The 23,397-nt window shown below is 70.0% G+C and carries 21 protein-coding genes; 6 read left to right on the top strand and 15 right to left on the bottom strand.

The features are described 5' to 3' along the window. Positions 1-86 precede the first annotated feature (86 nt). From ABT053_RS26055 to ABT053_RS26040, 4 genes are all read right to left on the bottom strand, one after another. Entirely contained in the window at positions 87-749 is a 663-nt protein-coding gene (locus ABT053_RS26055) for a response regulator transcription factor (RefSeq protein WP_350972127.1), read from the bottom strand. Positions 750-813: 64 nt separating this feature from the next. After that, positions 814-2,202 (bottom strand): sensor histidine kinase, encoded by a 1,389-nt coding sequence (locus tag ABT053_RS26050; protein WP_350972125.1) that lies wholly within the window; start codon positions 2,200-2,202, stop codon positions 814-816. Further along, positions 2,199-2,423 (bottom strand): hypothetical protein, encoded by a 225-nt coding sequence (locus tag ABT053_RS26045; protein WP_350972124.1) that lies wholly within the window; start codon positions 2,421-2,423, stop codon positions 2,199-2,201. The genes ABT053_RS26050 and ABT053_RS26045 overlap by 4 nt, the downstream gene beginning before the upstream one ends. Further along, complete coding sequence (locus ABT053_RS26040) at positions 2,374-2,823, bottom strand: hypothetical protein (RefSeq protein WP_350972121.1); 450 nt, start codon at positions 2,821-2,823, stop codon at positions 2,374-2,376. The genes ABT053_RS26045 and ABT053_RS26040 overlap by 50 nt, the downstream gene beginning before the upstream one ends. 177 nt (positions 2,824-3,000) lie before the next feature. Here ABT053_RS26040 and ABT053_RS26035 point away from each other — a divergent pair, with 177 nt between their 5' ends. The 3 genes from ABT053_RS26035 (at position 3,001) to ABT053_RS26025 (ending at position 8,005) form a co-directional block, all read left to right on the top strand. Further along, positions 3,001-4,158: an ATP-grasp domain-containing protein gene (locus ABT053_RS26035; protein WP_350972119.1), complete on the top strand. Its 1,158-nt coding sequence runs from the start codon at positions 3,001-3,003 to the stop codon at positions 4,156-4,158. A gap of 257 nt (positions 4,159-4,415) precedes the next feature. Continuing rightward, a complete protein-coding gene (locus tag ABT053_RS26030) occupies positions 4,416-6,233 on the top strand; it encodes an IucA/IucC family protein (protein WP_350972116.1) in 1,818 nt (605 codons plus the stop codon). Next, positions 6,230-8,005, top strand: a complete 1,776-nt coding sequence (locus ABT053_RS26025) for an IucA/IucC family protein (RefSeq protein WP_350972115.1) — start codon at positions 6,230-6,232, stop codon at positions 8,003-8,005. Before ABT053_RS26030 ends, ABT053_RS26025 begins: the two co-directional genes overlap by 4 nt. Positions 8,006-8,254: 249 nt before the next feature. Here ABT053_RS26025 and ABT053_RS26020 read toward each other — a convergent pair whose 3' ends face one another. From ABT053_RS26020 to ABT053_RS25995, 6 genes are all read right to left on the bottom strand, one after another. Then, complete coding sequence (locus ABT053_RS26020) at positions 8,255-11,506, bottom strand: penicillin acylase family protein (RefSeq protein ID WP_350972114.1); 3,252 nt, start codon at positions 11,504-11,506, stop codon at positions 8,255-8,257. Between the two features lie 869 nt (positions 11,507-12,375). Next, positions 12,376-12,711 carry a PCC domain-containing protein gene (locus ABT053_RS26015; protein ID WP_350972112.1) on the bottom strand — a complete coding sequence of 112 codons (336 nt, stop codon included), beginning with the start codon at positions 12,709-12,711 and terminating at the stop codon, positions 12,376-12,378. After that, positions 12,702-13,178: a hypothetical protein gene (locus tag ABT053_RS26010; protein ID WP_350972110.1), complete on the bottom strand. Its 477-nt coding sequence runs from the start codon at positions 13,176-13,178 to the stop codon at positions 12,702-12,704. The genes ABT053_RS26015 and ABT053_RS26010 overlap by 10 nt, the downstream gene beginning before the upstream one ends. Before the next feature lie 197 nt (positions 13,179-13,375). Then, positions 13,376-14,236 carry a helix-turn-helix domain-containing protein gene (locus ABT053_RS26005; protein WP_350972108.1) on the bottom strand — a complete coding sequence of 287 codons (861 nt, stop codon included), beginning with the start codon at positions 14,234-14,236 and terminating at the stop codon, positions 13,376-13,378. 14 nt (positions 14,237-14,250) lie between these two features. Beyond that, on the bottom strand, positions 14,251-14,736 hold the full coding sequence (locus ABT053_RS26000; protein WP_350972106.1) for a DUF6879 family protein: 486 nt from the start codon (positions 14,734-14,736) through the stop codon (positions 14,251-14,253). A gap of 1 nt (position 14,737) precedes the next feature. Then, the gene (locus ABT053_RS25995; RefSeq protein WP_350972104.1) at positions 14,738-14,983 is read right to left on the bottom strand and encodes a hypothetical protein; all 246 of its coding nucleotides are present in this window, start codon (positions 14,981-14,983) and stop codon (positions 14,738-14,740) included. Positions 14,984-15,354: 371 nt separating this feature from the next. Here ABT053_RS25995 and ABT053_RS25990 point away from each other — a divergent pair, with 371 nt between their 5' ends. Further along, on the top strand, positions 15,355-15,867 hold the full coding sequence (locus ABT053_RS25990; protein WP_350972102.1) for a DUF6879 family protein: 513 nt from the start codon (positions 15,355-15,357) through the stop codon (positions 15,865-15,867). A gap of 58 nt (positions 15,868-15,925) precedes the next feature. Here ABT053_RS25990 and ABT053_RS25985 read toward each other — a convergent pair whose 3' ends face one another. Next, positions 15,926-16,555, bottom strand: coding sequence for a pyridoxamine 5'-phosphate oxidase family protein (locus ABT053_RS25985; protein ID WP_350972100.1), 630 nt, complete (start codon positions 16,553-16,555; stop codon positions 15,926-15,928). A gap of 330 nt (positions 16,556-16,885) precedes the next feature. Here ABT053_RS25985 and ABT053_RS25980 point away from each other — a divergent pair, with 330 nt between their 5' ends. Beyond that, positions 16,886-17,689, top strand: coding sequence for an SAM-dependent methyltransferase (locus ABT053_RS25980; protein ID WP_350972098.1), 804 nt, complete (start codon positions 16,886-16,888; stop codon positions 17,687-17,689). A gap of 221 nt (positions 17,690-17,910) precedes the next feature. Here ABT053_RS25980 and ABT053_RS25975 read toward each other — a convergent pair whose 3' ends face one another. Further along, on the bottom strand, positions 17,911-19,080 hold the full coding sequence (locus ABT053_RS25975) for a trans-sulfuration enzyme family protein (RefSeq protein ID WP_350972097.1): 1,170 nt from the start codon (positions 19,078-19,080) through the stop codon (positions 17,911-17,913). A gap of 56 nt (positions 19,081-19,136) precedes the next feature. Here ABT053_RS25975 and ABT053_RS25970 point away from each other — a divergent pair, with 56 nt between their 5' ends. Then, positions 19,137-20,159, top strand: a complete 1,023-nt coding sequence (locus ABT053_RS25970; RefSeq protein WP_350972095.1) for a LacI family DNA-binding transcriptional regulator — start codon at positions 19,137-19,139, stop codon at positions 20,157-20,159. A gap of 197 nt (positions 20,160-20,356) precedes the next feature. Here the strand turns inward: ABT053_RS25970 and ABT053_RS25965 are convergent, their stop codons facing one another. From ABT053_RS25965 to ABT053_RS25955, 3 genes are all read right to left on the bottom strand, one after another. After that, a complete protein-coding gene (locus ABT053_RS25965; protein WP_350972094.1) occupies positions 20,357-21,151 on the bottom strand; it encodes an SAM-dependent methyltransferase in 795 nt (264 codons plus the stop codon). Positions 21,152-21,359: 208 nt separating this feature from the next. After that, the gene (locus ABT053_RS25960) at positions 21,360-22,553 is read right to left on the bottom strand and encodes a cytochrome P450 (RefSeq protein ID WP_350972092.1); all 1,194 of its coding nucleotides are present in this window, start codon (positions 22,551-22,553) and stop codon (positions 21,360-21,362) included. A 32-nt stretch (positions 22,554-22,585) separates the two neighbouring features. Beyond that, positions 22,586-23,293 carry a TetR/AcrR family transcriptional regulator gene (locus ABT053_RS25955; protein WP_350972091.1) on the bottom strand — a complete coding sequence of 236 codons (708 nt, stop codon included), beginning with the start codon at positions 23,291-23,293 and terminating at the stop codon, positions 22,586-22,588. Positions 23,294-23,397 lie beyond the last annotated feature (104 nt).

The raw sequence follows: 23,397 nt of genomic DNA, 5'->3' as shown, positions 1-23,397 counted from the left end.
TGAAGTTCGTTCCGCACCTTCTGTGCGGATGACTCCAGATTTCCGGTGGCCGGTGGACCCACCATGAGGGCGGGATGAGAGGACTCTCACCGGACCCGCAGGCGGTAGCCGGACCCCCTGACGGTCTCGATCCGCTCGTTGCCCAGCTTGCGGCGCAGGTAGCGGACGTAGACGTCCACCACGTTCGAGCCGGGGTCGAAGTCGAACCCCCACACGTGGCTGAGCAGCTGCTGGCGGGTGAGAACCTGGTCGGGGTGGCGGCAGAAGATCTCCGCGAGGGCGAACTCGCGGGTGGACAGGTCGACGGAGCGCTCGCCCACGTGGGCCCGCCGGGTCCGCAGGTCCAGGGCGAGGTCGCCGACGCGCAGCACGGTCGTCTCCGGGACGCGTTCCGGGCGCAGGCGGAGCCGTACGCGCGCCAGCAGTTCCTCGAAGGAGAAGGGCTTGGCGAGGTAGTCGTCGGCCCCGCCCTCGAGGCCCGCGACGGTGTCGGCGACGCTGTCGCGGGCGGTGAGGATGATCACGGGGATGGTCGCCATCTCCTGCCGGAGCCGCCGCAGGACCGTGAAGCCGTCGCTCAGCGGAAGCCCGATGTCCAGGATCATCAGGTCGAAGCGACCGGCGCGGGCGTACTCGTACGCCGCGACCCCGTCCGCGACGACGGTGGTCGTGAACCCGTTGCCTCTCAGGCCCTTCTCCAGGAAGGACGCGATGCGGCCCTCGTCCTCGGCTATCAGGATGCGGTTCACCCTCGACTCCTCCCTCGGGGACTGTCACGGTCTCGCCTTCCCCACGGCACGGTGCGAAAGGACATCAGTGCTCGTACGAGAGCGTCACGGGGATCTCCTCGTACGGGAAGGAGACCAGGAAGAGCGCTCCGCCGCCGTCGGCCTCGCGGACCCGCGCGGTGCCCCTGTGCGCCTCGGCGATGGAGCGGACGATGGCGAGGCCGAGCCCCGCGCCGTCGTGCGACCCCGCGCGGCCCGCGCCCCGGACGAAGCGGTTGAAGATCCGTTCGCGGTCCTGGGCGGGCACGCCGGGACCGGTGTCGCGCACCCACAGCTCCACCCGGCCCTCCCGTACGGCGGAACCGACCGCGATCAGGTCGCCGGGACCGGTGTGCCGCACGGCGTTGGCCACGAGCTGGATCAGCGCCTGGGTGAGGCGCTGCCGGTCGGCCGTGACCTGTTCCTCGGCCACCTCGTCCACCCGCCAGCGGCGCTCTCCCAGGGCGCGGGCCTTGGCCACGACCTCGACGGTGAGGTCGGCGAGCTCGACCTCGCCGAGGGTGAGGAAGCCCGGCTGCTCCGACCTTGCGAGCATGATCAGGTCGTCGACGAGCCTGTTCATCCGCCCCAGCTCGTCGGTGACCAGGGTGAGGGTGGCGGCCCGTTCCTCGGGGTCGTCGCCCATGAGTTCGAGGTGACCGCGGACGACCGTGATCGGGGTGCGCAGCTCGTGCCCGGCGTCGTCGAGGAAGTCGCGCTGCACGGCGAAGGCGCGTTCCAGCCGGTCGAGCATGTGGTTGAAGGTCGCGGCCAGCGCGGAGACGTCGTCGTCGCCGGAGACGGTGAGGCGCCGGCTGAGGTCGCTGGAGCCGCCGATCCGCTCCGCCGTCCGGCGGACCAGCCGCACGGGGGCGAGGACCCTTCCCGCGACGAACCACCCGCCCGCCCCGGCCAGGAGCAGCGCCGCCAGCGCGGTGAGGCCCAGCACGCGTACCGCCTCGTCGACCTCGCGGCGTTCGAGGTCGTAGAAGACGATGGCCACGAAGGCGCCCTCGACCTCGCCGTCGGCGATCACGGGTGCGACCACCCAGCGGACGACCCCGGCCGTGCTGGGGGCCCAGTCCCACTCGGGTTCGGTCGCGGCGGCCATCCGCGCCACCAGCGCCCGGTCGGTGTCCAGCACGGCCGGGGGTTCGGCGTACGTGCGCCAGCGGACCTTCCCGTCCAGGATCACGAAGAAGGTCTCGTGGCGGTCGGGCGCGTTGACCTTCAGGTACTCCTCCAGCAGCGCCGGTGGGGAGGCGGACGAGTTCTTCGCGTACCAGTGGAGTTTCTCCACCTCGTTGGCGAGCTCGGCGTTCACCCGGTCTTCGAGCCTGACCAGCAGGATGGTCCAGGTGGCGAACACCGAGACGCTCAGGGCGAGGGCGACGACCGCGAGCGTCCAACCCACGATGCGGGCCCGTGCGCTCACCGCCCGGCCGTCGCCTCTGCCGCCACCGCTCCGGCCGTCACCGTCACCGTCGTGGTCATTGCCGTCTCTGCCGTCTCTGCCGTCTCTGCCGTCTCTGCCGTCTTTGTCGCGGTCGTCTCAGTCATCGCGGTCGTCGCGGTCGTCTTAGTCGTCGCGGTCATCGCGGTCGTCTCAGTCGTCGCCGTCATCGCCGCCGCCGTCGTCATCGCCGCCGTCGTCATCGTCGTCTCCTCCGCCGCGCGGCGGCGGTGGGGGCTGCACCCGTTCGGCCCGCTCCTTGCCGGTCACGCGGGACGCGCCGGGTTCGCCGGACCCGCCGGGCCCGCCGGGCTTTCCGGAGGTCGCGGACCCCGGAGGCGTCCGGTCGTCACGGGCCCGCGAGTCGCCGGGCGCCCCGGAGCCGTCCGAGGTCCGGGAGCCGGCCGGTGCCGTGGGGTCTCCGGAGGGCCGCGGCTGCGCGGTGCCCGTCTCGGCCGTCTCACCGCCCCGGTCCCGGTCGACCACGACGGCCTCACCAAGGCTGCCGGGATCGCCCTGGACCAGCACCACGACCGCGAACATCGCGACCGCGGTGACGAGTATCCCGATCATCATGCTGACGGTTGACGTCCTGCGGCTCATGGCGTCCACGCTAGGTGCCGCGACAGGAGATCAGGCTGGGATGGAGATGAGAAGACTCTCATCATCGGGCGACACGGACATGTACTGTCAATAGGCCGATCACCTCCGCGTGCTGATCGGCCTCAGGCTAGGATCACCGAGTTAGGTTAGCCTTGCCTGATATCGGGGGTCCCTGCATTGCGGCTGTACCTCACCGCGCTCAAACCGACCGACTCGGTCAGCGACGGCTTCCTCCCGGCGGCGCGCGCGCTCGGCTGTGAGGTCACGATCCTCACCGACCGCCCCGAGCGGTACCGCGACTCCGGGGCGGAGGTGCTCCGCTGCGACGTACGCGACGCGCGGGCCGTGATCGACACCGTCGCGCACCACCGCGTCCCGGACGCGATCTTCTCGAACTCCGACCACATCCAGGCGGAGACCGCGCTCGCCGCCGCCTACTTCGGCCTCCCCGGCAAGGACTGGCGGGCCTGCGTCGACACCAAGAACAAGGCGCTCACCCGGCGGCGCCTGGCCGACGCCGGGGTCGAGACCGTCCGTTCCGCGCGGCTGGCACCGGCGGACCCGCCGCCCGCCGACATGCCGTTCCCCGCGGTCGTGAAGCCGCGCGAGGGCGTGGCCAGCGAGGACGTGGTGCTGGTCCGCGACGCGGGCGAGCTGGCGACGGCCGTCGCGGACATCCGGGACCGGCGGCCGGGAGAGACGCTGGTCGTGGAGGAGTATCTCGACGGGCCGCTGCACACGATGGAGACGCTCGGCGACGGCGAGCGGACCAGGGTGCTCGGCGGTTTCCGCACCACCCTCGGGCCGCTGCCGCACTTCGTGGAGGAACGGCTCGACTGGGAGCCGCCCCCCGGCCGCGACCACGTGCTGCGGGCGCTGGAGGCGTTGCGGGTGGGGTTCGGGGCCTGCCACACCGAGTACGTGATGACCCCGGCCGGGCCGCGGATCGTCGAGGTCAACTACCGGGTGATCGGCGACCACTGCGACTTCCTGCTGGCGAGCATGCTGGACGCGCCCCTGTTCGAGCTCGTGCTCAGGGTGCATCTCGGCGCGGAGCCCGGGCTTCCCGACCGGGCGGAGGGGCACGCGACCGCGCTGAGCCTGGTCGCCGACCGTCCGGGGACCGTGGTGAGGTCTCCCGGGACGGTCGTTCCCGCGCCCGGCGATCCGGTCCGGATCTGGCACCGGCCGCTGCGCGCCGTGGGCGACCGGATCGACCTGAGCAACACCAACCGCGACTACATGGGCATCGTCCGCGCGATCGGCCCCGACCGGGCACGCGTGGACGCGGCCGTCGCGGCCTTCACCGCGGAGAACCCGTGGGTGATCGCGTGAGCCGGGAGTCCACGGGCGGCCGCGTGGGCCGGGGAACCGCGAATGACCGCGCGGGCCGCGGATCCACAGGTGACCGTACGCGAGGGGAACCCGCAGGTGACCGCGTGAGCCGGGGCACCGCGAATGACCGCGCGGGCCGCGGATCCACAGGTGACCGTACGCGAGGGGAACCCGCAGGTGACCGCGTGAGCCGAGGAACCGCGAACGACCGCGTGCGACGGGGGGTTGTGAGTGATCGTGGGATCGGCGGGGGTTCCGTGAGCGGGCGGGAACGATATCTCGCCACCCGCGTGCTGAACGCGCTCCTGCGGGAGGACTACGGCGGCCTGGCCGGGCGGGTGACCCGCAGCAAGGACGGCGTCGCGCTGGTCCTGCCCGGGGGCAGGCGGGTCCGGCTCACCCCCGGCTCGCTGTTCCAGGACTTCGTGGCGGCCCCGGAGGAGGCGCTCCGCCTGGAGGAGGTGCTGAACGCCCTGCGGGAGATCTCCGCTCCCGCCGACGCCGCCGGGGTCGAGTCGTTCGTCACGGAGTGCCGCGAGGCGCTGCGCGCCCTCGACCTTCACGACGCCCACCGCGAGGAGGTGCTCGCCAGGCTGGACGCGACCGTCGCCACCGGGCGCCCCGTCACCGGTTCCGCCACCGGTTCCGCCACCGGTTCCACCGCCACCGCCACCGCCACCGCCGTCGGCCCCGCCACCGCTGTCGGCCCCGCCACCCGCCCCGGCTTCACGCGTACACCGGACCACGAAAGCGGGCGTGCCACGGCGAACGGGAGTGGAGGCGCGGCGGAGAACGGGAGCGCGCGGGTGGCGGGCGGCGGGGGCGGACGCGACGGCATGTGGTACGAGACGCTGGCCGCGTTCGTCGACCACCCCGTCTACCCGACGGCCCGGTACCGGAGCGGCCTGTCCGACGAGGATCTGACCGCGTACGCGCCGGAGTTCGCGCCCGCCTTCGAGCTGCGCTGGGCCGGGGTGCCCCGGGAGCGGCTCACCGGGGCGGAGCTGCCGGGGGCGCCCGGGTTCCCCGACGTCGGCCTGGCCGCGGACCTCGCGGAGACCCACACGCTGTTCCCCGTGCACCCGCTGACGGTCCCCGCGGTCGAGGGGATCCCGTGGGCGGTCCTGGCCCCGCAGGCACACCTGCGGGTGAGGCCCACGCTGTCGATGCGCACGGTCGAGATCGCCCCGGGCACGCACCTGAAGCTGCCGCTGACCACCAGCACCCTCGGGCTGCGCAACCGGAGGTCCCTCAAACCGGACACGCTCGCCGACGGGGCGCGGGCGGAGCTGCTCCTGCGGGCCATGCCCGACCCGGAGGTGCTCCTGGCCGACGAGCAGACGTACGGGCACGCCGGGCACGAATACCTGGGCTGGCTCCTGCGCCGGCACCCCGAGGGGGAGATCGTCTCGGTCGCGGCGCTGCCGGCGCCGCTGCCGGGGGGCGGGCTGGTCGTGGAGGAGCTCGCCGGGAGGTGGTTCGGCGGGGACGTCGCCGGGCTGCTCGGCCGGTACCTGCGGGTGCTGTTCCGCTTCAACGTGCGGCTCTTCGTCAGGTACGGCACGGCGCTGGAGGCCCATCAGCAGAACCTCTCGCTGGTGTTCGGCGCCGAGGGAACCACGGGCGAGGGTGTCATGCGGCTGCTCGTCAAGGACAACGACGGCATGTTGACCTCCCCCGACAGGCTGCGGGGCGCGGGGCTCGCGGTGCCGGGGTTCGCCGACGCGCGGATGTTCACCGACGACCCGCACGCGCTCGCCGACGTGTTCGTGACCATCACCCTGCACCTGGCCGCCGCCGCCGTGACGTTCGGCGCGCTGCCGCCGCCGACGGCCTCCGAGCTGGTCCGGGGCACGCTCGCCGAGGCGCTCGACGAGTACGGGGAGGATCCGATGGCCAGGCTGCTGCGGGCCAGGACCCTCGACGCCGCCCGGCTCGTCGGGAAATCGATGATCACCGCCGGAACCCTGGTGGACAAGGCGCGCACCGGTGCGCGGGACGTGAACAAGTTCTACGGCACGAGCGGGCCGAACTATCTCCGCCAACCCTCTCAGATCATGCAAAGGACGACATGACGAGCCTCGCCCTCGACTCCCCCGCCGCCGTAGCCGCCGCCATCGCCGAGGAGGCCTCCGTGTCGGCGCTGCTGCGCTGCTGCGTGAGGGAGATCGCGGGACCTCGCGGGCAGGTCGGGCACGAGGGGCCGTACGTGCTGCTGCGCGTCGCGAGCACCCGTCTGCGGGCGCGCGCGCACGGCGGGCTCGCGCTGCGCTTCGAAGGGCGGCCCGAGTGGCTGGAGAACGGCTCCTGGCAGCCACTCTCCGCGGACCTGCTCGTCCGGCTGGTGGAGACCGAACTCGGCGAGGGCGGGGGCAGTGACGCGGCCGGAGGCGGGAACGCGGGCGGAGGTGATGGCAGGGGCGGGCATGCGGGCGCGGGCGGGGGCGCGGACACGGGCGCGGGCACGGGCGGGGGTGATGGCAGAGGCGCGGGCGCGGGCAACGAGGAGTTCGCCGTCCAGGTGGCCGCGAGCCGGGACGCCCTGGCGACGCTGATCGCGGCCCGGCGGGAGGTCCCGCCGCCCGCCGACCCGTGGCTCGCCTCGGAGCAGGCGCTGGTCTTCGGGCACCCGTTCCATCCCAGCCCGAAGGCGCGTGGCGGCGAGGGCTGGCTGCGTTACGCGCCCGAGGCGCACGCGAGTTTCCCGCTGCGGCTGCTCGGGGTGCGGGACGACGTGCTGGCCGAGGCGGGTGACACCGGCGTGCTCGACAAGCTCGGCCAGGCGCCGCCCGGTTACTCGCTGCTGCCCGCGCACCCGTGGCAGCTGGAACTGCTCGCGTCGGACCTGGCCGCGCCCCTGGCCGACGGCCGCCTGATCGACCTGGGCGACGGCTCCCGTCCGGCGGTTCCCACGTCGTCGGTCCGCACGGTCTACGAACCGCTGATCGACCGGTGCCTGAAGTTCAGCCTCGACGTGCGGATCACCAACTGCGTGCGGAAGAACTCCTGGTACGAGCTGGCGGGCGCGGTCGAGCTGAGCCGTCGCCTCGAACCGGTGTTCCTCGACCTGGCGGCCGCCTTCCCCGGCACCCGCTGGCTGCCCGAACCTGGCTACCGCTCGGCGGAGCTGGGCACCCGGCTGCTGGAGGGGCTCGGCGTGATCGTCCGGATGGGCCCGTGGTCGGTCTGCAGGCCGGGGGTGACCCCCCTGCTGAGCGGCGCGCTGGCCGCCGGGCGGCAGGGGGCCGGAGCGGTGCCGGGCGGCGTACCGGGACCGGTGGATCCGGCACCGGGCGGCGCGCCGACCATGGCCGGGTGGCCGATGGCCGATCCGGTGCGCTGGTGGCGGGCGTACGTGGAGCGTGTGGCGCCGCCGGTGCTCGACGCCTACCTCGGCCACGGCGTGGTGCTCGAACCCCACCTGCAGAACGTCCTGATCGGCGTGGACGCGGAAGGATGGCCCGTGGAGGCCGTCTTCCGCGACCTGGAGGGCACGAAGCTCGTCGCCGGGCGGCACGACCTGTCCGGGCTGCCCGGCCGGGTCGCCGAGGCGCTCACCTACGACGCGGCCTCCGGCTGGAACCGGGTGGTCTACTGCCTGATGGTCAACCACCTCGCCGAGATCGCCGCCTCCATCGCGGGGACCGGGTCCACCCGGGAGCTGTGGGCGGTGGCCGGGGAGGTGCTGACGGAGTACGCGGCGTCGCGCGGGTGGCCCCGGCCGCTGTCGGAGCTGCTGTCGGGAGCGCCGCTCCCGGCCAAGGCCAACCTGTCGGTCCGGTGGGCGCGCTCCGCGGACCGCTCGGCGGGATACGTGACGGTCGCCAACCCGCTGGCCACGGCCTGAGCGAGGGGGAAAGGCCGTAACGGTCGCCAACCCGCTGGCCACGGCCTGAGCGAGAGCGTCGCCTCCCACGGGATCCGGCCTCCGGCCCGCCGACGGGTCCGAGCCTGACGGCGACGGTTCCCGTCCTGACGGCAGCGGCTTCCGGCTTGACGGCAGCGGCTTCCGGCTTGACGGCAGCGGCTTCCGGCTTGACGGCGGGAGACGGTGGGGGAGGGTGGTGACGGTCACCGCCCTCCCCCACCCGCTGTGTCAGCGGGGATAGACCTCCAGCTCGTAGAGGGAGTACCCGTATGACGTCCCGCGCGTGACACCCTGCATGCGGACGTAGCGGGCGGTGGTCGGGGTGAACCTCACGTTGTCCACCCCGCCGTTCCCGGTGGTGGTGGAGTGGACGGTGGTCCAGGTGGAGCCGTCGGCCGAGGTCTGGATCGAGTACGCGGCCCCGTAGGCCGCCTCCCAGCGCAGCAGGGCCCTGGCCACGGTGGTGGGGGCCCCGAGGTCGACCTGGAGATACTGGTTGTCGCTGGACGAGCTCGACCACCGGGTGGTCGGGTCGCCGTCGACGGCCCTGCTCGCCGGGTAGAAGAGCTGGGTGCTCGACGCCCTGGCACTCCTCCCCTCCGCGACGTTGGCGATCGCGTCCCCCCGGTGGGCGGGGAACGACAGGACCTGCTGGTAGGTCGGCCGGTTCTGCCAGGAGATCAGCGAGTGCGTGATCCCGCCGAGCGGCGACTGCTCGACGGCGTCGGAGCACCACTGGTCGCCCGCCGAGCACACGTCGTCGGCCGGGTAGGTCGTGGTCGCGGGCTCGGCGAGCGCCGCCGCCAGGCTCTCCAGCAGGACGGTACGGCAGCCGGCCACCGTGCCGTTCCCGCAGTACTTGGCGGGCAGCGGCCCGGAGACCGGGTCCCCGAGGACGCTCCTGAGATCCTTGCTCACGTAGCCCCACCAGCCGTACTGGAACGCCGACCCCTTGTGCGCCTGGGCCTCGTTCGCGGAGGTGGGCAGGGTGGACAGGTCGCCCTGCTGGTGGCCGGAGGGTGACTCGTTGATCTGGATGGCGTTCACCACCGACTGGTAGAGGCCGTCGCCCAGCCCCGGCCTGAACTGCGCGCGGACGAGCTTGGGCCACCACGCGTCGAACGCGCGGATCGCCTCGGCGTGGGCGTACGCCCTGCTGCCCGGCGTGGTCTCCAACCGCCGGGATCCCGACGACGTCCAGGCCGACAGTCTGGCGACCGCCGAGGCGAGGGCCGGGTCGGTCACCGCGGCGCTGTTGATCACCCGGAGCAGGTCGGGCAGGACCTTCTTGCCGCGCAGGTCGGTCACCGCGGCGTCGGCCACGATCTTCGTGGTGCCCGCCCGGTCGAGCTTGCCGCTTCCCGACAGGGCCGCCTTGATCGGGGCGTCCAGCAGGTCGACGCGGTGGACGGGGCCGAAGCTGAAGTTGCCGTCCGCGGCGCCGTAGTCCTTGGCCTGCTTGTTGTTCCAGCTGACGAAGTAGTCCTGGTTGACCGCCTGCGGGTGGGTGGCGGGGGCGGTGTAGGTCGCGGTGTTGGCGGCCGGGTCGTAGCCCGCCCACTCGTGGGCCGCGTCGGCCGTCATCGGCAGGTTCGGGTCGGACACCGCGGACCTGACCGGGGTGTTGCCGGACATGAAGTACGCCGAGTCCCTGGAGTTGACGTAGAACCAGTTGAACGCGAAGCCGATGGTGGAGGCCGAGTTCGTGAACGCCGCCGGGTCGCCCATCGCCGCCGGGTCGTTGAACATCTGGAAGCCGATCGCCGAGTCGACCTCGTGGTGGTACGTCGACCGCAGCGTGGCGAAGGCGGTGGGCTGCCCGCCGACGGTGCCGCGCCAGCTCACCAGGCCGTACTTCGTGCGCTGGATGACGAGGTCGTACGAGCCGCGCGCGGTGGAGTCGGCGACGGTGGGCTTCCACGAGTTGGTCTTCCGCAGCGTCTCCATCTCCGTGCACACGCCCCGGTAGAGGTAGTGGTTGGACGCGGTGGTCACCGCGCCGCCGCCGGGCGCGCAGAGCTGGAGGGCGTACGTGTCGGTGATGTCCTGGCCGCTGGAGGTCGCGCTCCAGGCGTAGTCGGTGCCCCGGCCGAGCAGCACGTAGAGGTTGAGCCCGGCGAAGGCGGCGCCGCGCGCCCGGATGCCGGGGCCGGAGAGCTCCTGCAGCATGAGCAGCTGGGGGGCGAAGTAGCCCGTCTGCGGGCCGAAGACCGCGACCGGGTTCCCGGTCGACGACTTGGCCGCCGACACCACCACGGCGTTGGACATGCCGGGCTTGGAGTTGTCGACGAGCAGCCCGTCGAGCACGCCCTTCTCAGCCGAAGCCGAAGTGGTGGTCGAGGTGGCCGAGCCGGTCTCGTTCGCGGTGATGTCGACGGGCGCCGTCGACGGGTCGGGGAGGACGACCCCGGTGGCCCCGGCGGGCGCGTTGCCGAACGGGAAGCTCTGGCCGTTGTGCAGGGTGAGCGTCGTCTCCGGGTCGTTCTGCGCCCGGAACGCCGACCAGACCTGGTCGCCGACAGCCGTGCCGTACTTGGCGCGGGCCGCGACCCGGACCAGCGCGGACTGCATCTCCGCGCCGCCACCGCCGCCGAACAGGCCGCCGATCACGCCGGAGATCGAGACGAGGTCGGTCATGGTGAAGTCCACCGGCCCGCCCGCGTTGGTGATCGCGTCGAGGTGGCCGGTCAGGACGTACTCGCCGGGGCAGTTGCGGTCCGCCATGCAGCGGTCGATGTAGGCGTTGACCCCGGCGATGTAGTTCTGCACGTCGGTGTAGAGCTGCGCGCCCCGGGGGCCGGAGTCCCTGACCCTGTTGATCTGCGCCTGCAGGTCCGTCTCGGTGTACGGGGAGTTGCGCCACGCGCTCTGCTCCAGCGCCCGGTTGCCCGGCGCGCCCCCGGCGAACGGGGTCAGCTCGCCGCGGCCCACGTGCCGCATCAGGTCCATCACCCACAGGCGGTCCTGCGCGCCCGCGTACCCGGCGCCGAACATCGTGCCCTCGCGGGTCGTCCCGGTGATGTGCGGGGTCCCGGTCGCCCTGTCGCGGACGATCGTCACGTCGGAGCGCGGGCTCGTGGTGCTCTCCACCTGCCCGGCCGGGACGCCGAACGACGCGTCGTTGAAGAAGTCGGCGATCTGGTCGTTGGTCAGGCCGGTGTAGCCGGAGAGGAGGTTCGCGTACCTGCCGAGCTGGTCGTCGCTGTGCCTCGGCTTGGTGCCCAGGGTCTGGTGGGCGAGGATCCCGGCCAGGGTGGCGTTGCCGTTCTGCCCCGGGGGCAGGATGTCGGAGCACTCGCCGAGGCAGTAGTCGTCGGGAGGGAGAACGGCCGCCGCCGTGGTTCCAGACGTGGTTCCGGACGTGGTTTCGGCCACGGTTTCGGACGCGGTGGCGGATGCGGGCACGACGGGGGATGCCAGCGCGAGGACCAGCGACAACCCGGAGGCCGCAGTGATCACCCGCCGGAGACGTGCATGCATTAGGAGGGTCCCCTAAACATGAGGCGTACTCGGATGGTGAGAGGAACATACGTTCAGGCCAACAGCGAATCAATGGCCGCTGTGATAATCGCCCGTACCACTTGTGACTCGTTGTCAGAGGCACCGGTCGACGAACCCGGACCTGCTGGACGGTCGACGGCTACCCGGCGCCGTGAACGATTCCCCCACACGGCTTCGGCGTCTCGTTGGGAACCGCGCGCCGTCTCGGTCACGGCGGCTCGGTCGCCCTTCCGTTCGGTCCGTCGATGACGTGGTTACCGCCTTCGGCGCACAGCTCGTACTCGACACCGCCACGTACGACGAATTGCTTCACGCGAGAGCGCGAACCTCGCAAGAAGTACGGCTGCCATTCCAGATCGGGAAGCGGTTCCGACGCTTTCATTTCGCATCTTCCGTACTTGGCTCACGCCGACAAAGCACGCGATCCGTAATCGTGCCGCCCGCGTTCGCCCCACAGCGGGGGCAAGGAAACGGGCAACTGAACATGCCGGAGCACGCCGGACACGCGCTGATCGTGAGTGTGGAACCTCGAGAGGGTTCGGACGTGGTCATCGGACGTTCCCCCACATGGCGTGGTACGTCGCGATGACGCGCACACCGCACGCCATGACTTCCAGCTCGATCCACGAGTTCGCGATGATCTCGTTTCCCGTTGGCCGGTGGCGTCCTCGCCATCGGCCGTCAGGGTCACGCGAAACGTCGAAATCTGGAATCGCTGTAGCGAGTTCGGGCCGCACGGGAATTTTTCCCGCGTCCGTACGCTGAGAGGATTCGTGCTCCACGCTTCCCAGGAAACGAGAACGCGACCGTTTCGGGGGTAGCCCGGGCTGGTGGCCCCGCGAGAACGGTCAGGCGCCAAGCGGGACAATATAGACATTCGCGAAGAACGTCCCGACGGAAGCCGTGTGCAGGTGGCCGGACAGGCCCCGATCGCCTTCGACGGCCATCACGGCGTGAATGTGAGGCTTTCCGTTGACGATCTCACCGGTACCGGTCATCTCGGCAGGCTGGTCGTAGTCCGTGATGATGTCTTTCAGCGCGTCGTCGGCGGACATGGTAGAGATCCGGAAGGAATCCACAGCGCCGACAAGGGAGACGATCGCACCGTTCGTGATGCCGAGTTCGGCGACCCTGGCCGTAAGCGTCTCGATCAGTTCGCCGTTCTTGATCTCGATCAGATGCACGGGTCCACTCCGTTCAGGATCAGGCCGATGGTTCGGATGTTCTCCGAAACCGGCTCAGATCGTAGGGCAGCGAGAAGCGCCGACGTCGTGACTTTGCTCGGTGCGTCACGGAGCAACATCGCCGAGCACCACCGCGCCCCCGCGTCCTTCGGGTTGTACAGCTCCCGGATCAGGGCCTGCGGACTCTCGCCGACCCGCTTCGAGACGGCCGACAGGTACAGAGCGCGCATGTCCGCGTCTCGCCGTAGCGCGTGTGACGCCGAGTCGATCAGGTCGGGCTTCTCTGTCTTCGCGACGATCCCGCACGCGTTGACGCGCAGGACGGCAGAGCCTTCGTCCAGCCACCTGACGAGACGGCGCACGCTTCCTGAGTCCTGGGAAGCGAAGTGCGAGATGAGCAGGTCGATCTCGTGCGAGGTCTGCACGGTGGCCAGCGGGCCAGAGTCGCCACCGGCGATCGATGACACGATCTCGGATGCCGTGTCTCTCGTGGCCGTCCGCACAAGCGGACTCAATGCGCCGAGGGTTGCCCCGATCACGAACGTACGTCGTCTCACTTCCCCGGACTCCAAGACATTCAAGGGAACGTTCAGCGCTTCCGAGAGGAACGGAAGCCAGAACGTCGGATTGCTGCCACGACGACCGAGATGGGTCGCGCCGACCCTCAGCGAGCATGCGGAGGATCGACGGCCTCGATCGCCGCCGTGATCAGAGCACGGGCGTGAAGGCCGTAGACGGCCACCTCGGCCAGCTCCGCGAAGCCCTTCTTGTACAGGGCGACCTCTGAGGGCTGAGTGACAGAAAGAGATGCCGTAAGCAGTTCTACCTGGACCAGCTCCTCATCGAAGATGTTGAAGCCCTCCAATGCCCAGATGCGACGCTCGGCCGTGAAGGGAATCACTCCAAGGGATATCGAGGGCAGCGACATGACTGTCAGCAGATGAGCGAGCTGCCCGGCCATCACCTCGGCATCGCCGATGCGGTAACGCAACACCGACTCCTCGACCAGCAAAGCGAAACGGTGATTTCCTCCGTACAGAACGCGTGAGCGTGCGATCCGAGCGGCAACGGCTTTCTCCGTGTCGTGTACACCATGAAACGCTCCGAACGCCGCCAGAAGGGCGTGGGCGTACTCAGAAGTCTGGAGAAATCCGGGTATCACATGGGAGCAGTACACGCGAAAGTGGCGGGTAGCTTCGTAGAGCGGAACCTTGGAGTCCTGGAGCCCGCGCAGTCCTGATTTCTGGAGTCGGCGCCATTCGACATACATCGAATCGACCGCACGCGACACGGCGATCAAATCGTTTATCTGGTCTTGAGCGTCGCACGCCGTACACCACGCCCGGATGTCGGCATCGGAGGGGAGCGTACGGGCGTGCTCGATCCGGGAACACTTGGACTCGTGCCATCCCGCGGCCTCCGCGATCGCACGGGCGGTCAAGCCCGCATCAAGGCGAATCTCACGGAGACGGTCGGCCAGAGCCTGACGGGCCTGCTGGCTACCGGAATGCGGCGAGGTGGACACAAGCGCAGTGATCTTCAGACGGGCCGGTACGCCGCGTGGTCGACGGCGCGATCCCAGACGGAGTCGAAGGCGGAAAGACACAGTTTGATCAGCGCGGGATCGCTGGTCAGCTCCTCGCCTAGGTAGTCGCCGTCGCCAGAGAAAAAACCGAATCGGACCAAGTGGTCGTCGAACACCCAGAAATCATTCCCGGGAAGCGCCAGATCCGACGCCTGCCTGCGAGGAAGCCATCGCACCGACTCGCCGGCCGCGATGTTCAGCGGAGTTGTGAGGTCGTATTCATGCCGGATGTAGTCGGTTACCGGCTCGGAAACGATGCGAGCCCGGCGGACGCCCACTCCCCGGGCGACCGTCGCACCCACCAGCTCCAGCCACTCACGCCAGTAAGCGTCCACGTCGATGGTCCCGTCCACCTTCCAGCGAAGGTAGGCGGGATCGTCAGGGGTGTAGACGTCGCGCATCTCCAGGTGTACGGCGGAGTGTTGCGCGGTGGCAATCATCTCAGCGAATGTCATCGGTGAGCTCGTCACCACACGCCTCCAGCAGGAAGGGCACCATACGTCTGGGAAGTCGAACGATCTTCTCATGGGCCAGGATCGGACTACGAGCCGAAACCTCTGCCAGCTCCGCCGGATCGGTGACTTCCCAGCCCTGAATGACGATCGACCCGTCGCTGTTGTCGATCCACACCGACGGACAGTTGTTACCTCCGGTGTTGGGGTCGATTCCGATGAACCGTAGCGCCATGGCCATCTCCCTTGCCTGGGGTATGCGCGGACTTGCGCAGTTGTGAGCTTGACCGGAGATTCCAAATCAGTCAATGGCATTCTACGATCCAAAGAAAGTTCACTCCGAACCCCAAAAGCCCATCTTGGGAAGTATGAATCACTATCGGATAGATCGCTTATTCGTCAACTGCCGACAGGGGGCTGACGACCTTACCAAAAACTCGTCCGCACATTCGTGCAAGTTCATTGTCTGCCAAGCAAGCTGCCATCTAGTGTCGAATACGAATGTTCCAACGCCTCTGATCCTGGATTCCACATGCCATATCTCACACTGAAAAGAACATCATGGTCGACCTGCGTACTTGGTCTGCCCGGCATTGGAGGCGTGTGGTGACGGTGGAAGCGACGTTCGATGACCTGTTCGGCCAGTGCCGTCGTTCCGCGCTGCGTCTGGAGATGCGTGACGACTACGGCACCTCCAGTCCGGGATTCGTCGCCTGGCGTGACGGTGTCCCCTTCGACCGCGCTGACTTCGACGCCCCGTGGGTGACATTGGCCGGTGGCGCGGTCGCCCGGGGGGTGGCCGTACGGCGTGCCCGGATCGTGTCCGAACCGGTGAGCGACTACATCCGCTACGAGCACTCGGCCACCCCCTACGCCAACCTCGCCGGAGGCGAGCAGGTGCGCTGGCTCCCCCGGCGACTGGTGTCCGACCTGTCCCTGCCCGGCAACGACTTCTGGCTGTTCGACGAGCGGTTGATTCGGTTCGGCCATTTCTCCGGAGACGGCGAACCCACCGGCCACGAGTTGTGTGACGACCCCGCCGTGATCAAGCTGTGCCTGACGGCGTTCGAGGCCGTCTGGGAACGGAACGTCGACCACGCGGAGTACCGGCCCACCTGACGCACTTCACCACCGGTCCGCCCGGCCAGCCGTACATCCCCACCGGCGGCCCAGCCGGTCAGCCGTACATGCCCTTCGCGTAGGAGGGGCCGTAGTAGCGCTCCAGTTCCTCGATCGGGTCCTCCGGTCGTTCCAGTGCCTGGGCGATGCGTGCCCGTGAGGGCATGGCGTCCGGGTTCCAGCTCTCCGGGCGCCACAGTTCCGAGCGGAGGAACGCCTTGGCGCAGTGGTGGAAGATCTGCTCGATCTCGACCACGATCGCGAGCTGCGGACGGTGTCCCTTGACCACCATCCGGTCGAAGAAGGGGGCCTCGCGCACGAGGCGCGCCCTGCCGTTGACGCGCAGGGTGTCGCCGCGACCGGGGACGAAGTAGATGAGGCCGACGTGCGGGTTGCGCAGGATGTTGTGGAACCCGTCCGCCCTGCGGTTGCCGGGCCGTTCGGGGATCGCGATCGTCGAGTCGTCCAGGACCAGCGTGAATCCGGGCGGGTCGCCCTTGGGTGAGACGTCACAGCGGCCGTCGGCGTCCGAGGTCGCGACGAGGCAGAACGGCGAGGCGGCCAGCCAGGACCGGTCCAGCTCGTGCAGGGTCTTGCGCTCCTTCGCGATCACGGCCGGTTTGGGGGCGCCGAGCAGCTCCCGCAACTCCTCCGCGGAGCCGATCGACTCCCAGTCCTGGGTCTCCATGGTCCTCCCTTGCCAAAAAAGCATGGAAAGTCCATTTCATCATTGCCGTTCCGTATTTCGCGGGGATGAAGGGATGATCAGGCGGCGGAGCGATCGGCCTCGCCAGGGTCGCCGTACGCGACCGGTTCGGCGACCCGCGACCGGTTTCGGCGAACGGCGGCGAACAGTGGCGAGCGGCGGCGCGCGCGCCTCTCGCTCCCCGCCGGGTGACGGTACGCCGGGAGCGATCACGACGGTACGCCGAGTCGACGATCGCCGTATCTCGCTGCCAGAACGTGAAAGATTCTCTAAGATCAAACCCAGACAAATGCTGGAGAGTCTGGAGAGACCGTGGATGATCAGGCTTCGCCGGCCGGAGTTGACCCGAGTGTGCCCAACGTCGCCCGGATGTACGACTACTACCTGGACGGCAAGGACAACTTCGCCGCCGACCGGGCCGCGGCCGAGCGGATGCTGAAACTCTTCCCCGACACCCGCGACTCCGCGAAGGAGAACCGGGCTTTCCTCGCACGCGCCGTACGCCATGTCGTCGAGTCGGGTATCCGGCAGATCGTGGACCTGGGCTCCGGGCTGCCCACGCGGGGCAACACGCACGAGATCGCGCACGCGGTGGCGCCCGACACCCACGTGGCCTACGTGGACTACGACCCCGTCGTGTGCGCGCACAGCCGGGCGATCCTGGGTAAGGGCGACAACGTCACCGTCGTGCAGGCCGACGTGCGCGACCCGGAGGCGCTGCTGGCCCAGCTGCGCGAGCACATCGACTTCGACCGGCCCGTGGCGTTCCTGCTCCTCGCCATCCTGCACTTCGTCCCGGACGAGAACCCCGACGGCGCGGGCGCGTACCAGATCATCGAGCGGCTGCGCGAGGTGAGCGCGCCGGGCAGTTACTTAGTGCTCAGTCACGCGATCGACGCCCGCCCCGACAGCACGCCGGAGGCGCTGGAGATCTACAAGCGGGCCACCGAGGCGCTGAGCCTGCGCACGCACGAGGAGATCGTCCGCTTCTTCGACGGCTACGAGCTGGCCGAGCCCGGCCTGGTGTTCCCCCAGGACTGGCGTTCCACCGAGCCGCCCCTGTTCGGCGAGCGGGGCGCCCCGATCGGCTACGTCGGAGTGGGCCGCAAGCTCTGACCCGCGCCGAGGCCGCGGTCCCTCCCTCCAATCCTCGCCCCGGAGGGCGGGGTCTCCCGCTCGCCGCGACCGTGAATCGGGCGCGGATCGGGCGTGGATCGGGGGTTGCCGGTGAGCCGGATCGCCTGCCGGGAGTCCCGGCGCGGCCGAAACAGGGGCTCGCTTCCGACAACGCTGTCACCACTCTGGGCGACGGGAACGTCATGGAGCCTCGGCGGCCGTCAGGACTTCTCCAGGGCGTTCGCGAGATCGGCGATCAGCGTGGCGGGGTCCTCCAGTCCCACCGAGAGGCGGACCAGTCCCACCGGGATCTCCATGGTCGCGCGCACGGAGTCCAGGGTGGTGAGCGCCGGCGCGTTGACCAGGCTCTCGTGACCGCCCCACGACACACCGATGCGGAAGTGCCGCAGCGCGTCCACGAACCGGCCCACCTCGGTGACGTCCTCGGTGTCCAGCTCGACGCTGAAGACGCTGGAGAAGCCCGTCATCTGGGCGCTCGCGAGCTCGTGCCCGGGGTGACCCGGCAGGCCCGGGTGGTTGACCGCCCGGATCGCGGGGTGTCCGGCCAGGAACTCCGCCACCCGCAGCCCGCGTTCCCGGTGTGCCGCCATGCGGATCGGCAGGGTGCGCAGCCCCCTGATCGCCTTGCTCGCCTCGTGGGCCGGCAGCGCGGCGCCGTACAGCTGGTACTCGGTCAGCGCCAGCGGCCTGACCAGGCGCGCGGGGCCCGCCACGACGCCGCCGACGAGGTCGCTGTGGCCGCCGATGTACTTGGACAGCGAGTGCACGACCAGGTCGACCCCCATCGTGAGGGGCTTCTGGAAGATCGGCGTCGCCCAGGTGTTGTCCATCACGGTGGTCAGGCCGCGCCCGCGCGCCCACCCGGCGAAGGCACGGATGTCGACGACCCCGTACCGCATGTACGACGGCGACTCCAGATAGAGCATCCGGCTGCTCGGCCTGACAGCGCTATCAAGGGCGGCGGGATCATCGGTGTGCACCGTCGTGTGCGAGACCCCGAACTTCTCCAGATAGCGGAGGAACTGGGTGGTCGGGCCGTAGACCGCCCCGAGCACGATCACGTGGCCGCCCGCGGAGACCAGCGAGGAGATCGTCGCGGCGATGGCGCCCATGCCGGAGCCGAAACACTTGGCCCGCTCCGCCCGTTCCAGCGCGGCGAGCTTGCGCTGGAGCAGGTCCACCGTGGGGTTGGTGCCGCGCGAGTAGACGTAGTTCTCGTCCTCGGCCGCGAGGCTCCCCGACAACGCCTCCGCCGTGGGAAAGGTGAACAGCGAGCTCTCGAAGACCGGCGGGTTGACCGCGCCGAGCGTCCAGGGCTCGTCCTCGCCGTACCGGCCGCAGATCCAGTCGTCGTCGATGTGTTCGTACATGACTGCGCAAGGTACAACATGGTGCGGAAGATCAACGCGACCAGCCGGGGAGAAGGATGGGGACGAGCCCTCGCAGGACCACGATGGCCGACGTCGCGCGCCACGCGGGGGTGAGCCTCAAGACGGTCTCCCGGGTGGTGAACCAGGAGCCCCACGTACGGCAGGACGTGGTCCGGCGCGTCCAGGACGCGATCACGGCGCTGGGCTTCCGGCGCAACGAGGCCGCCAGCCGGCTGGCCAGGGGCGGCTCGGTCCTCACCCTGGGCCTGGTGATCGAGAACATCTCCAACGAGTTCTACTCGCGGCTCGCCAAGGCCGTGGAGTCGGCCGCCTCCGCGCACGCGGCCCTGGTGGTGTTCGGCAGCTACGAGGAGCGGGCCGACCGCGAGGTCATGATCATCGAGACGATGTACGGGCGCGGCGTGGACGCCATGGTCATCGTCCCGGCGGCCGGTGACCACGCCTGGCTGGCGGAGTACGTCGCGAGCGGGCTCACCGCGGTCTTCGTCGACCGCGTGCCCGAGGGGATGCCGGAGGTGGACGCCGTCCTCCTCGACGCCGGCGCGGGCGGCCGGATCGCCACCGAGCACCTGCTCGCGTACGGCCACCGGCGGATCGCCCTGGTCTCCGACGACGACCCGCTGAGCTCGGTGCGCGCGCGGGCGGACGGGTACCGCGCGGCGCTGCGCGCGGCCGGGGTCGCCGCGGACCCGGCGCTGTGCGTGACCGGCGTGTTCGAACCCTGGCGCGTCGAGCAGGAGGTACGGCGGCTGCTCGCGCTGCCCGATCCGCCGACCGCCTTCTTCGCGACCAACAACCGCGCCGCGCTCGGCCTCGTCCAGGCCCTGCGCGGCCACCCGGGTCCCCGCCCGGCCTTCGTCGGCTTCGACGACTTCGAGATGGCGGGGGTCTTCGACCCGGGGATCACCGTGGTCCGCTACGACGTCGGCCGCCTCGGCGGCGCGGCGGTGGAGCTCCTGCTCGCCCGGCTCCTGGACCCCGCGCGCCCGAGGCAGCGGGTGATCGTGCCGGTCGAGCTCGTCGTGCGCGGTTCGGGAGAACTGCCGTCGCGGGGGTGACGCCCGCGCTGGTGTCACCCCGGCGACACGGCGTGCGGGTGTCACCTCCGCGACACGGCGTGCGGGTCGGGCCTCGCGGCCGGCTTCAAACGGCCGGGGCTCACAGCCGCCCCTGACCGGTCGGGCTTCACGTCCCGGCCGGTCGGGCTTCACGGCCGACTTCGACCGATCAGGCTTCGCGGCCGGCCCCGGCCCGGTCAGGCCTTGCGGCCGACTCCGCCGAACGCGTCCACCTCGTCCGGCGCCCCCCACGTGCTGTGCTCGGGACGCCACCGCGACACCGACACCACGCCCGGGTCCAGCACCTCCAGGCCCTCGAAGAACCAGGCGATCTGCTCGGGGGTCCGCAGCCGGTAGTCGTAGGTGCGGCCCTCCTCCACGAGCTGCTCCACCTCCTTGGCCGCGTCCGGGATCACCACGTTCGTACCGTCCTCGAACACCAGGTAGCTCCCCGAGGGCAGCGCGTCCAGGAACCGGTGGACGAGGGCCCGTGCCTCGTCGTTGTCGTGGATGGTGCCCATCACCCCGAACAGCATCAACGCGATCGGCCTGGTGAAGTCGAGGGTGTCCGCCGCGGCGCGCAGGATCGCCTCGGGATCGCGGGCGTCGGCCTGGATGTAGTCGCACCTCCCCTCCGGGCTGCTGGAGAGCAGGGCCTGGGCGTGCGTGAGCACCAGCGGGTCGTTGTCCACGTACACGATCCGGCACGTCGGGTCCGCCCGCTGCGCGACGTCGTGGGTGTGGTCGAGGGTGGGCAGGCCGGTGCCGACGTCGAGGAACTGCCGGACCCCGGCCTCCTTCACGAGGAACCGGACGGCACGGCCCTGGAAGGCCCGCGCCTGCCGCACGACGCTCTCCATCTGCGGGTAGCTCTGCAGGATGTACTCCGCGGCGATCCTGTCGGCCTCGTAGTTGTTCTTGCCGCCGCCCAGGTAGTCCCACACCCTGGCCTGGTGCGGAACGTTGGGATTGATGCCGGAGATGTCGGTCATGTGGCGTTCTCTTCTGTTGTGATCAATTACTGCACAACATAAGGGGTTCGCCGGTATGGTGCGTCCGCTTCCCGGGATAGTTTCGCGCCGAATTCACCCTCGGAGTAATGAACGACCGCTCATCGGCCTGATACGGCGGCGGTCGCCGTGAGAAACCGGGAGTCCCTCACGGCGACCGCACGCGCCCCCGCGACCGCGAGAAGCCCGTTCAGACGCCGGAGGTGAGCAGCGGCAGCCTCTGCACCCCGGTCATGCTCGGGCTCGGGATGAAGCGCGGCGGCTCGTCCGGGTCGGTGCGCAGGTGGGGGAAGCGGTCGAGCAGGATGTCGAGCGCGACCTTGCCCTCCAGGCGTGCCAGCGGCGCGCCGATGCAGAAGTGGATGCCCCTGCCGAAGCCGAGGTGGTGGTTGGGGGTCCGGGAGGGGTCGAACACGTCGGGGTCGGCGAACTCCCTCGGGTCGCGGTTGGCCGCCGCGATCCACACCATGAGCAGCTTGTCGGCGGGGATGTGCTGCCCGCCGAGCTCGACGTCGACGTTGGTGACCCGGCCGAGAGCCGCGAACGGGCTGAAGAAGCGCAGGGACTCCTCGATCACGGCGGGGATCGTCGACCGGTCCTCGCGGGTCCTGGCGAGCTGCTCGGGGTGGGTGTCCAGGCACAGCACCGTGTTGCCCAGCAGCATGGTCGTGGTGATGTGCCCGGCCACGAGCAGGATGTTCGCGAAGTTCACCACCTCGGCCTGGGTGAGCCGCTCGCCGTCGACCTCGGCCTCGACGAGTTTGGTGAGCAGGTCGGCACGCGGGTGGCGCCTGCGGTCGTCGGCGTGCTCGCCGATGTAGTCGGCGAGGTGCTTGAACTGCTCCATCGCGACCGTGATGCTGCGCTCCTGCTCCTCGCTCTGCTCGACGAGGGAGAACTGCTGGGTGTTCTCGAACATCCTGTCCACCCACTGCTTGAACAGGTGGCGGTCGCTGCCCGGCACCCCCAGGAGCTCCGCGATGACGATGACCGGCAGCGGGTAGGCGAGGTCGGTCACCAGCTCCAGGCGGTCCGGGTCGGCCACCTGGTCGAGCAGCTCGTGGGTCAGCTCGGCGATGCGCGGTTCGAGGTCGGCGACGACCTTCGGGGTGAAGGCGTGGCTGACGAGCTTGCGCAGCTTGCCGTGCTCGGGCGGGTCCATCTGCGTCAGCATGCCCTCGCTGGTCATCTCCAGGCTGGGCAGCACGCGGGCGGTGTCGGAGGAGAACGTCTTCGGGTCCCCGAGGATCCGCAACGCCTCGGGGTGACCGAAGACGTTCCACATCCCGGTGGCGGCGTCGAAGCTCACCTGCTGGTCCGGGTGGCGTCCGCGCAGCCAGAAGTGCCCCTCGTGCAGGCCCCATGTGTCGGCGATGGTGGTCATGGTCCGCCTCTCTCGTCGGGACGGGTCCGGGGTCAACCGGGCTCGTGCGTGCGTTCGTACGCGTAGATCCAGGTGCGGTAGGGCGGGATCAGGGCCTCGAAGACGTCGATGACCTCGGAGGCGGCCTTGGCCAGTTCCTCGGGGTCCGGCGGCTCCGGCGGCTCGAAGGCGTGCCTGACGATGAACGAGATCGACTCGGCCTTGGCCCGCGTGTCCACCTCGATGCCCATCAGGTCCGCGGCGTCGTTGAGGTGGAACCCCATCATCATCGCGCTCAGCGTGTACGACAGGTTGGGCACGTCGTCGCGGAACAGGCCGTGCCGGATCATCAGGCCGTAGAACCGCTCGGAGGCGAGCAGCTCCTGGCTGTGCAGGAACGCGTCGGCGAACCTGTGCTGCCTCTGCTGCACGTACGCCTCGGATAACGCCCGCAGCACCGACCGGTCGCCGACCATGAGGAAGGACTCCGACACGAACCGGTGCGGCAGCAGCATCGCCGGATCCCGGCGCAGCCCGTCGAGGAGCTGCTCGACGTACGAGATGGACTCGCGCAGCAGCACGGCCTCGAACAGCTGCTGCTTGGTCCGCCAGTGCAGGTAGACCGTGCCCTTGCCGATGCCCGCCAGCTGGGCGATGTCCTCGATCGTCACCTTCCGGTAGCCGAGGCGTACGAGCAGCTCGGCCGCCGCGTCGAGAATCCGGTCGGCGCGCCCGTCGGCCTGCCCCGCTCGCTCCGCCACCCGGCACCTCTTCGCCCTGAATCGCGCTGCTCACCCTGATTGCCCTGACTTCGTGACCAAATATGAAATCTGGTCAACAAGTCAGAGAGTAGACCTCCTTTCGG

It is taken from the genome of Streptosporangium sp. NPDC002524 (assembly GCF_040295985.1).
Classification (GTDB): domain Bacteria; phylum Actinomycetota; class Actinomycetes; order Streptosporangiales; family Streptosporangiaceae; genus Streptosporangium.
This window is presented reverse-complemented; position numbering and strand designations above follow the sequence as displayed.

Excerpts from the sequence above, each read along its gene's own strand:
- ABT053_RS25965 (WP_350972094.1), bottom strand. The coding sequence starts at position 21,151 with ATGACCGACATCTCCGGCATCAATCCCAACGTTCCGCACCAGGCCAGG.
- ABT053_RS26020 (WP_350972114.1), bottom strand. The coding sequence starts at position 11,506 with ATGCATGCACGTCTCCGGCGGGTGATCACTGCGGCCTCCGGGTTGTCG.
- ABT053_RS25975 (WP_350972097.1), bottom strand. The coding sequence starts at position 19,080 with ATGTACGAACACATCGACGACGACTGGATCTGCGGCCGGTACGGCGAG.
- ABT053_RS25970 (WP_350972095.1), top strand. The coding sequence starts at position 19,137 with ATGGGGACGAGCCCTCGCAGGACCACGATGGCCGACGTCGCGCGCCAC.
- ABT053_RS25960 (WP_350972092.1), bottom strand. The coding sequence starts at position 22,553 with ATGACCACCATCGCCGACACATGGGGCCTGCACGAGGGGCACTTCTGG.
- ABT053_RS26025 (WP_350972115.1), top strand. The coding sequence starts at position 6,230 with ATGACGAGCCTCGCCCTCGACTCCCCCGCCGCCGTAGCCGCCGCCATC.
- ABT053_RS25985 (WP_350972100.1), bottom strand. The coding sequence starts at position 16,555 with ATGGAGACCCAGGACTGGGAGTCGATCGGCTCCGCGGAGGAGTTGCGG.
- ABT053_RS26040 (WP_350972121.1), bottom strand. The coding sequence starts at position 2,823 with ATGAGCCGCAGGACGTCAACCGTCAGCATGATGATCGGGATACTCGTC.
- ABT053_RS26000 (WP_350972106.1), bottom strand. The coding sequence starts at position 14,736 with ATGATTGCCACCGCGCAACACTCCGCCGTACACCTGGAGATGCGCGAC.
- ABT053_RS26045 (WP_350972124.1), bottom strand. The coding sequence starts at position 2,423 with ATGACGACGGCGGCGATGACGACGGCGGCGGCGATGACGGCGACGACT.
- ABT053_RS25995 (WP_350972104.1), bottom strand. The coding sequence starts at position 14,983 with ATGGCGCTACGGTTCATCGGAATCGACCCCAACACCGGAGGTAACAAC.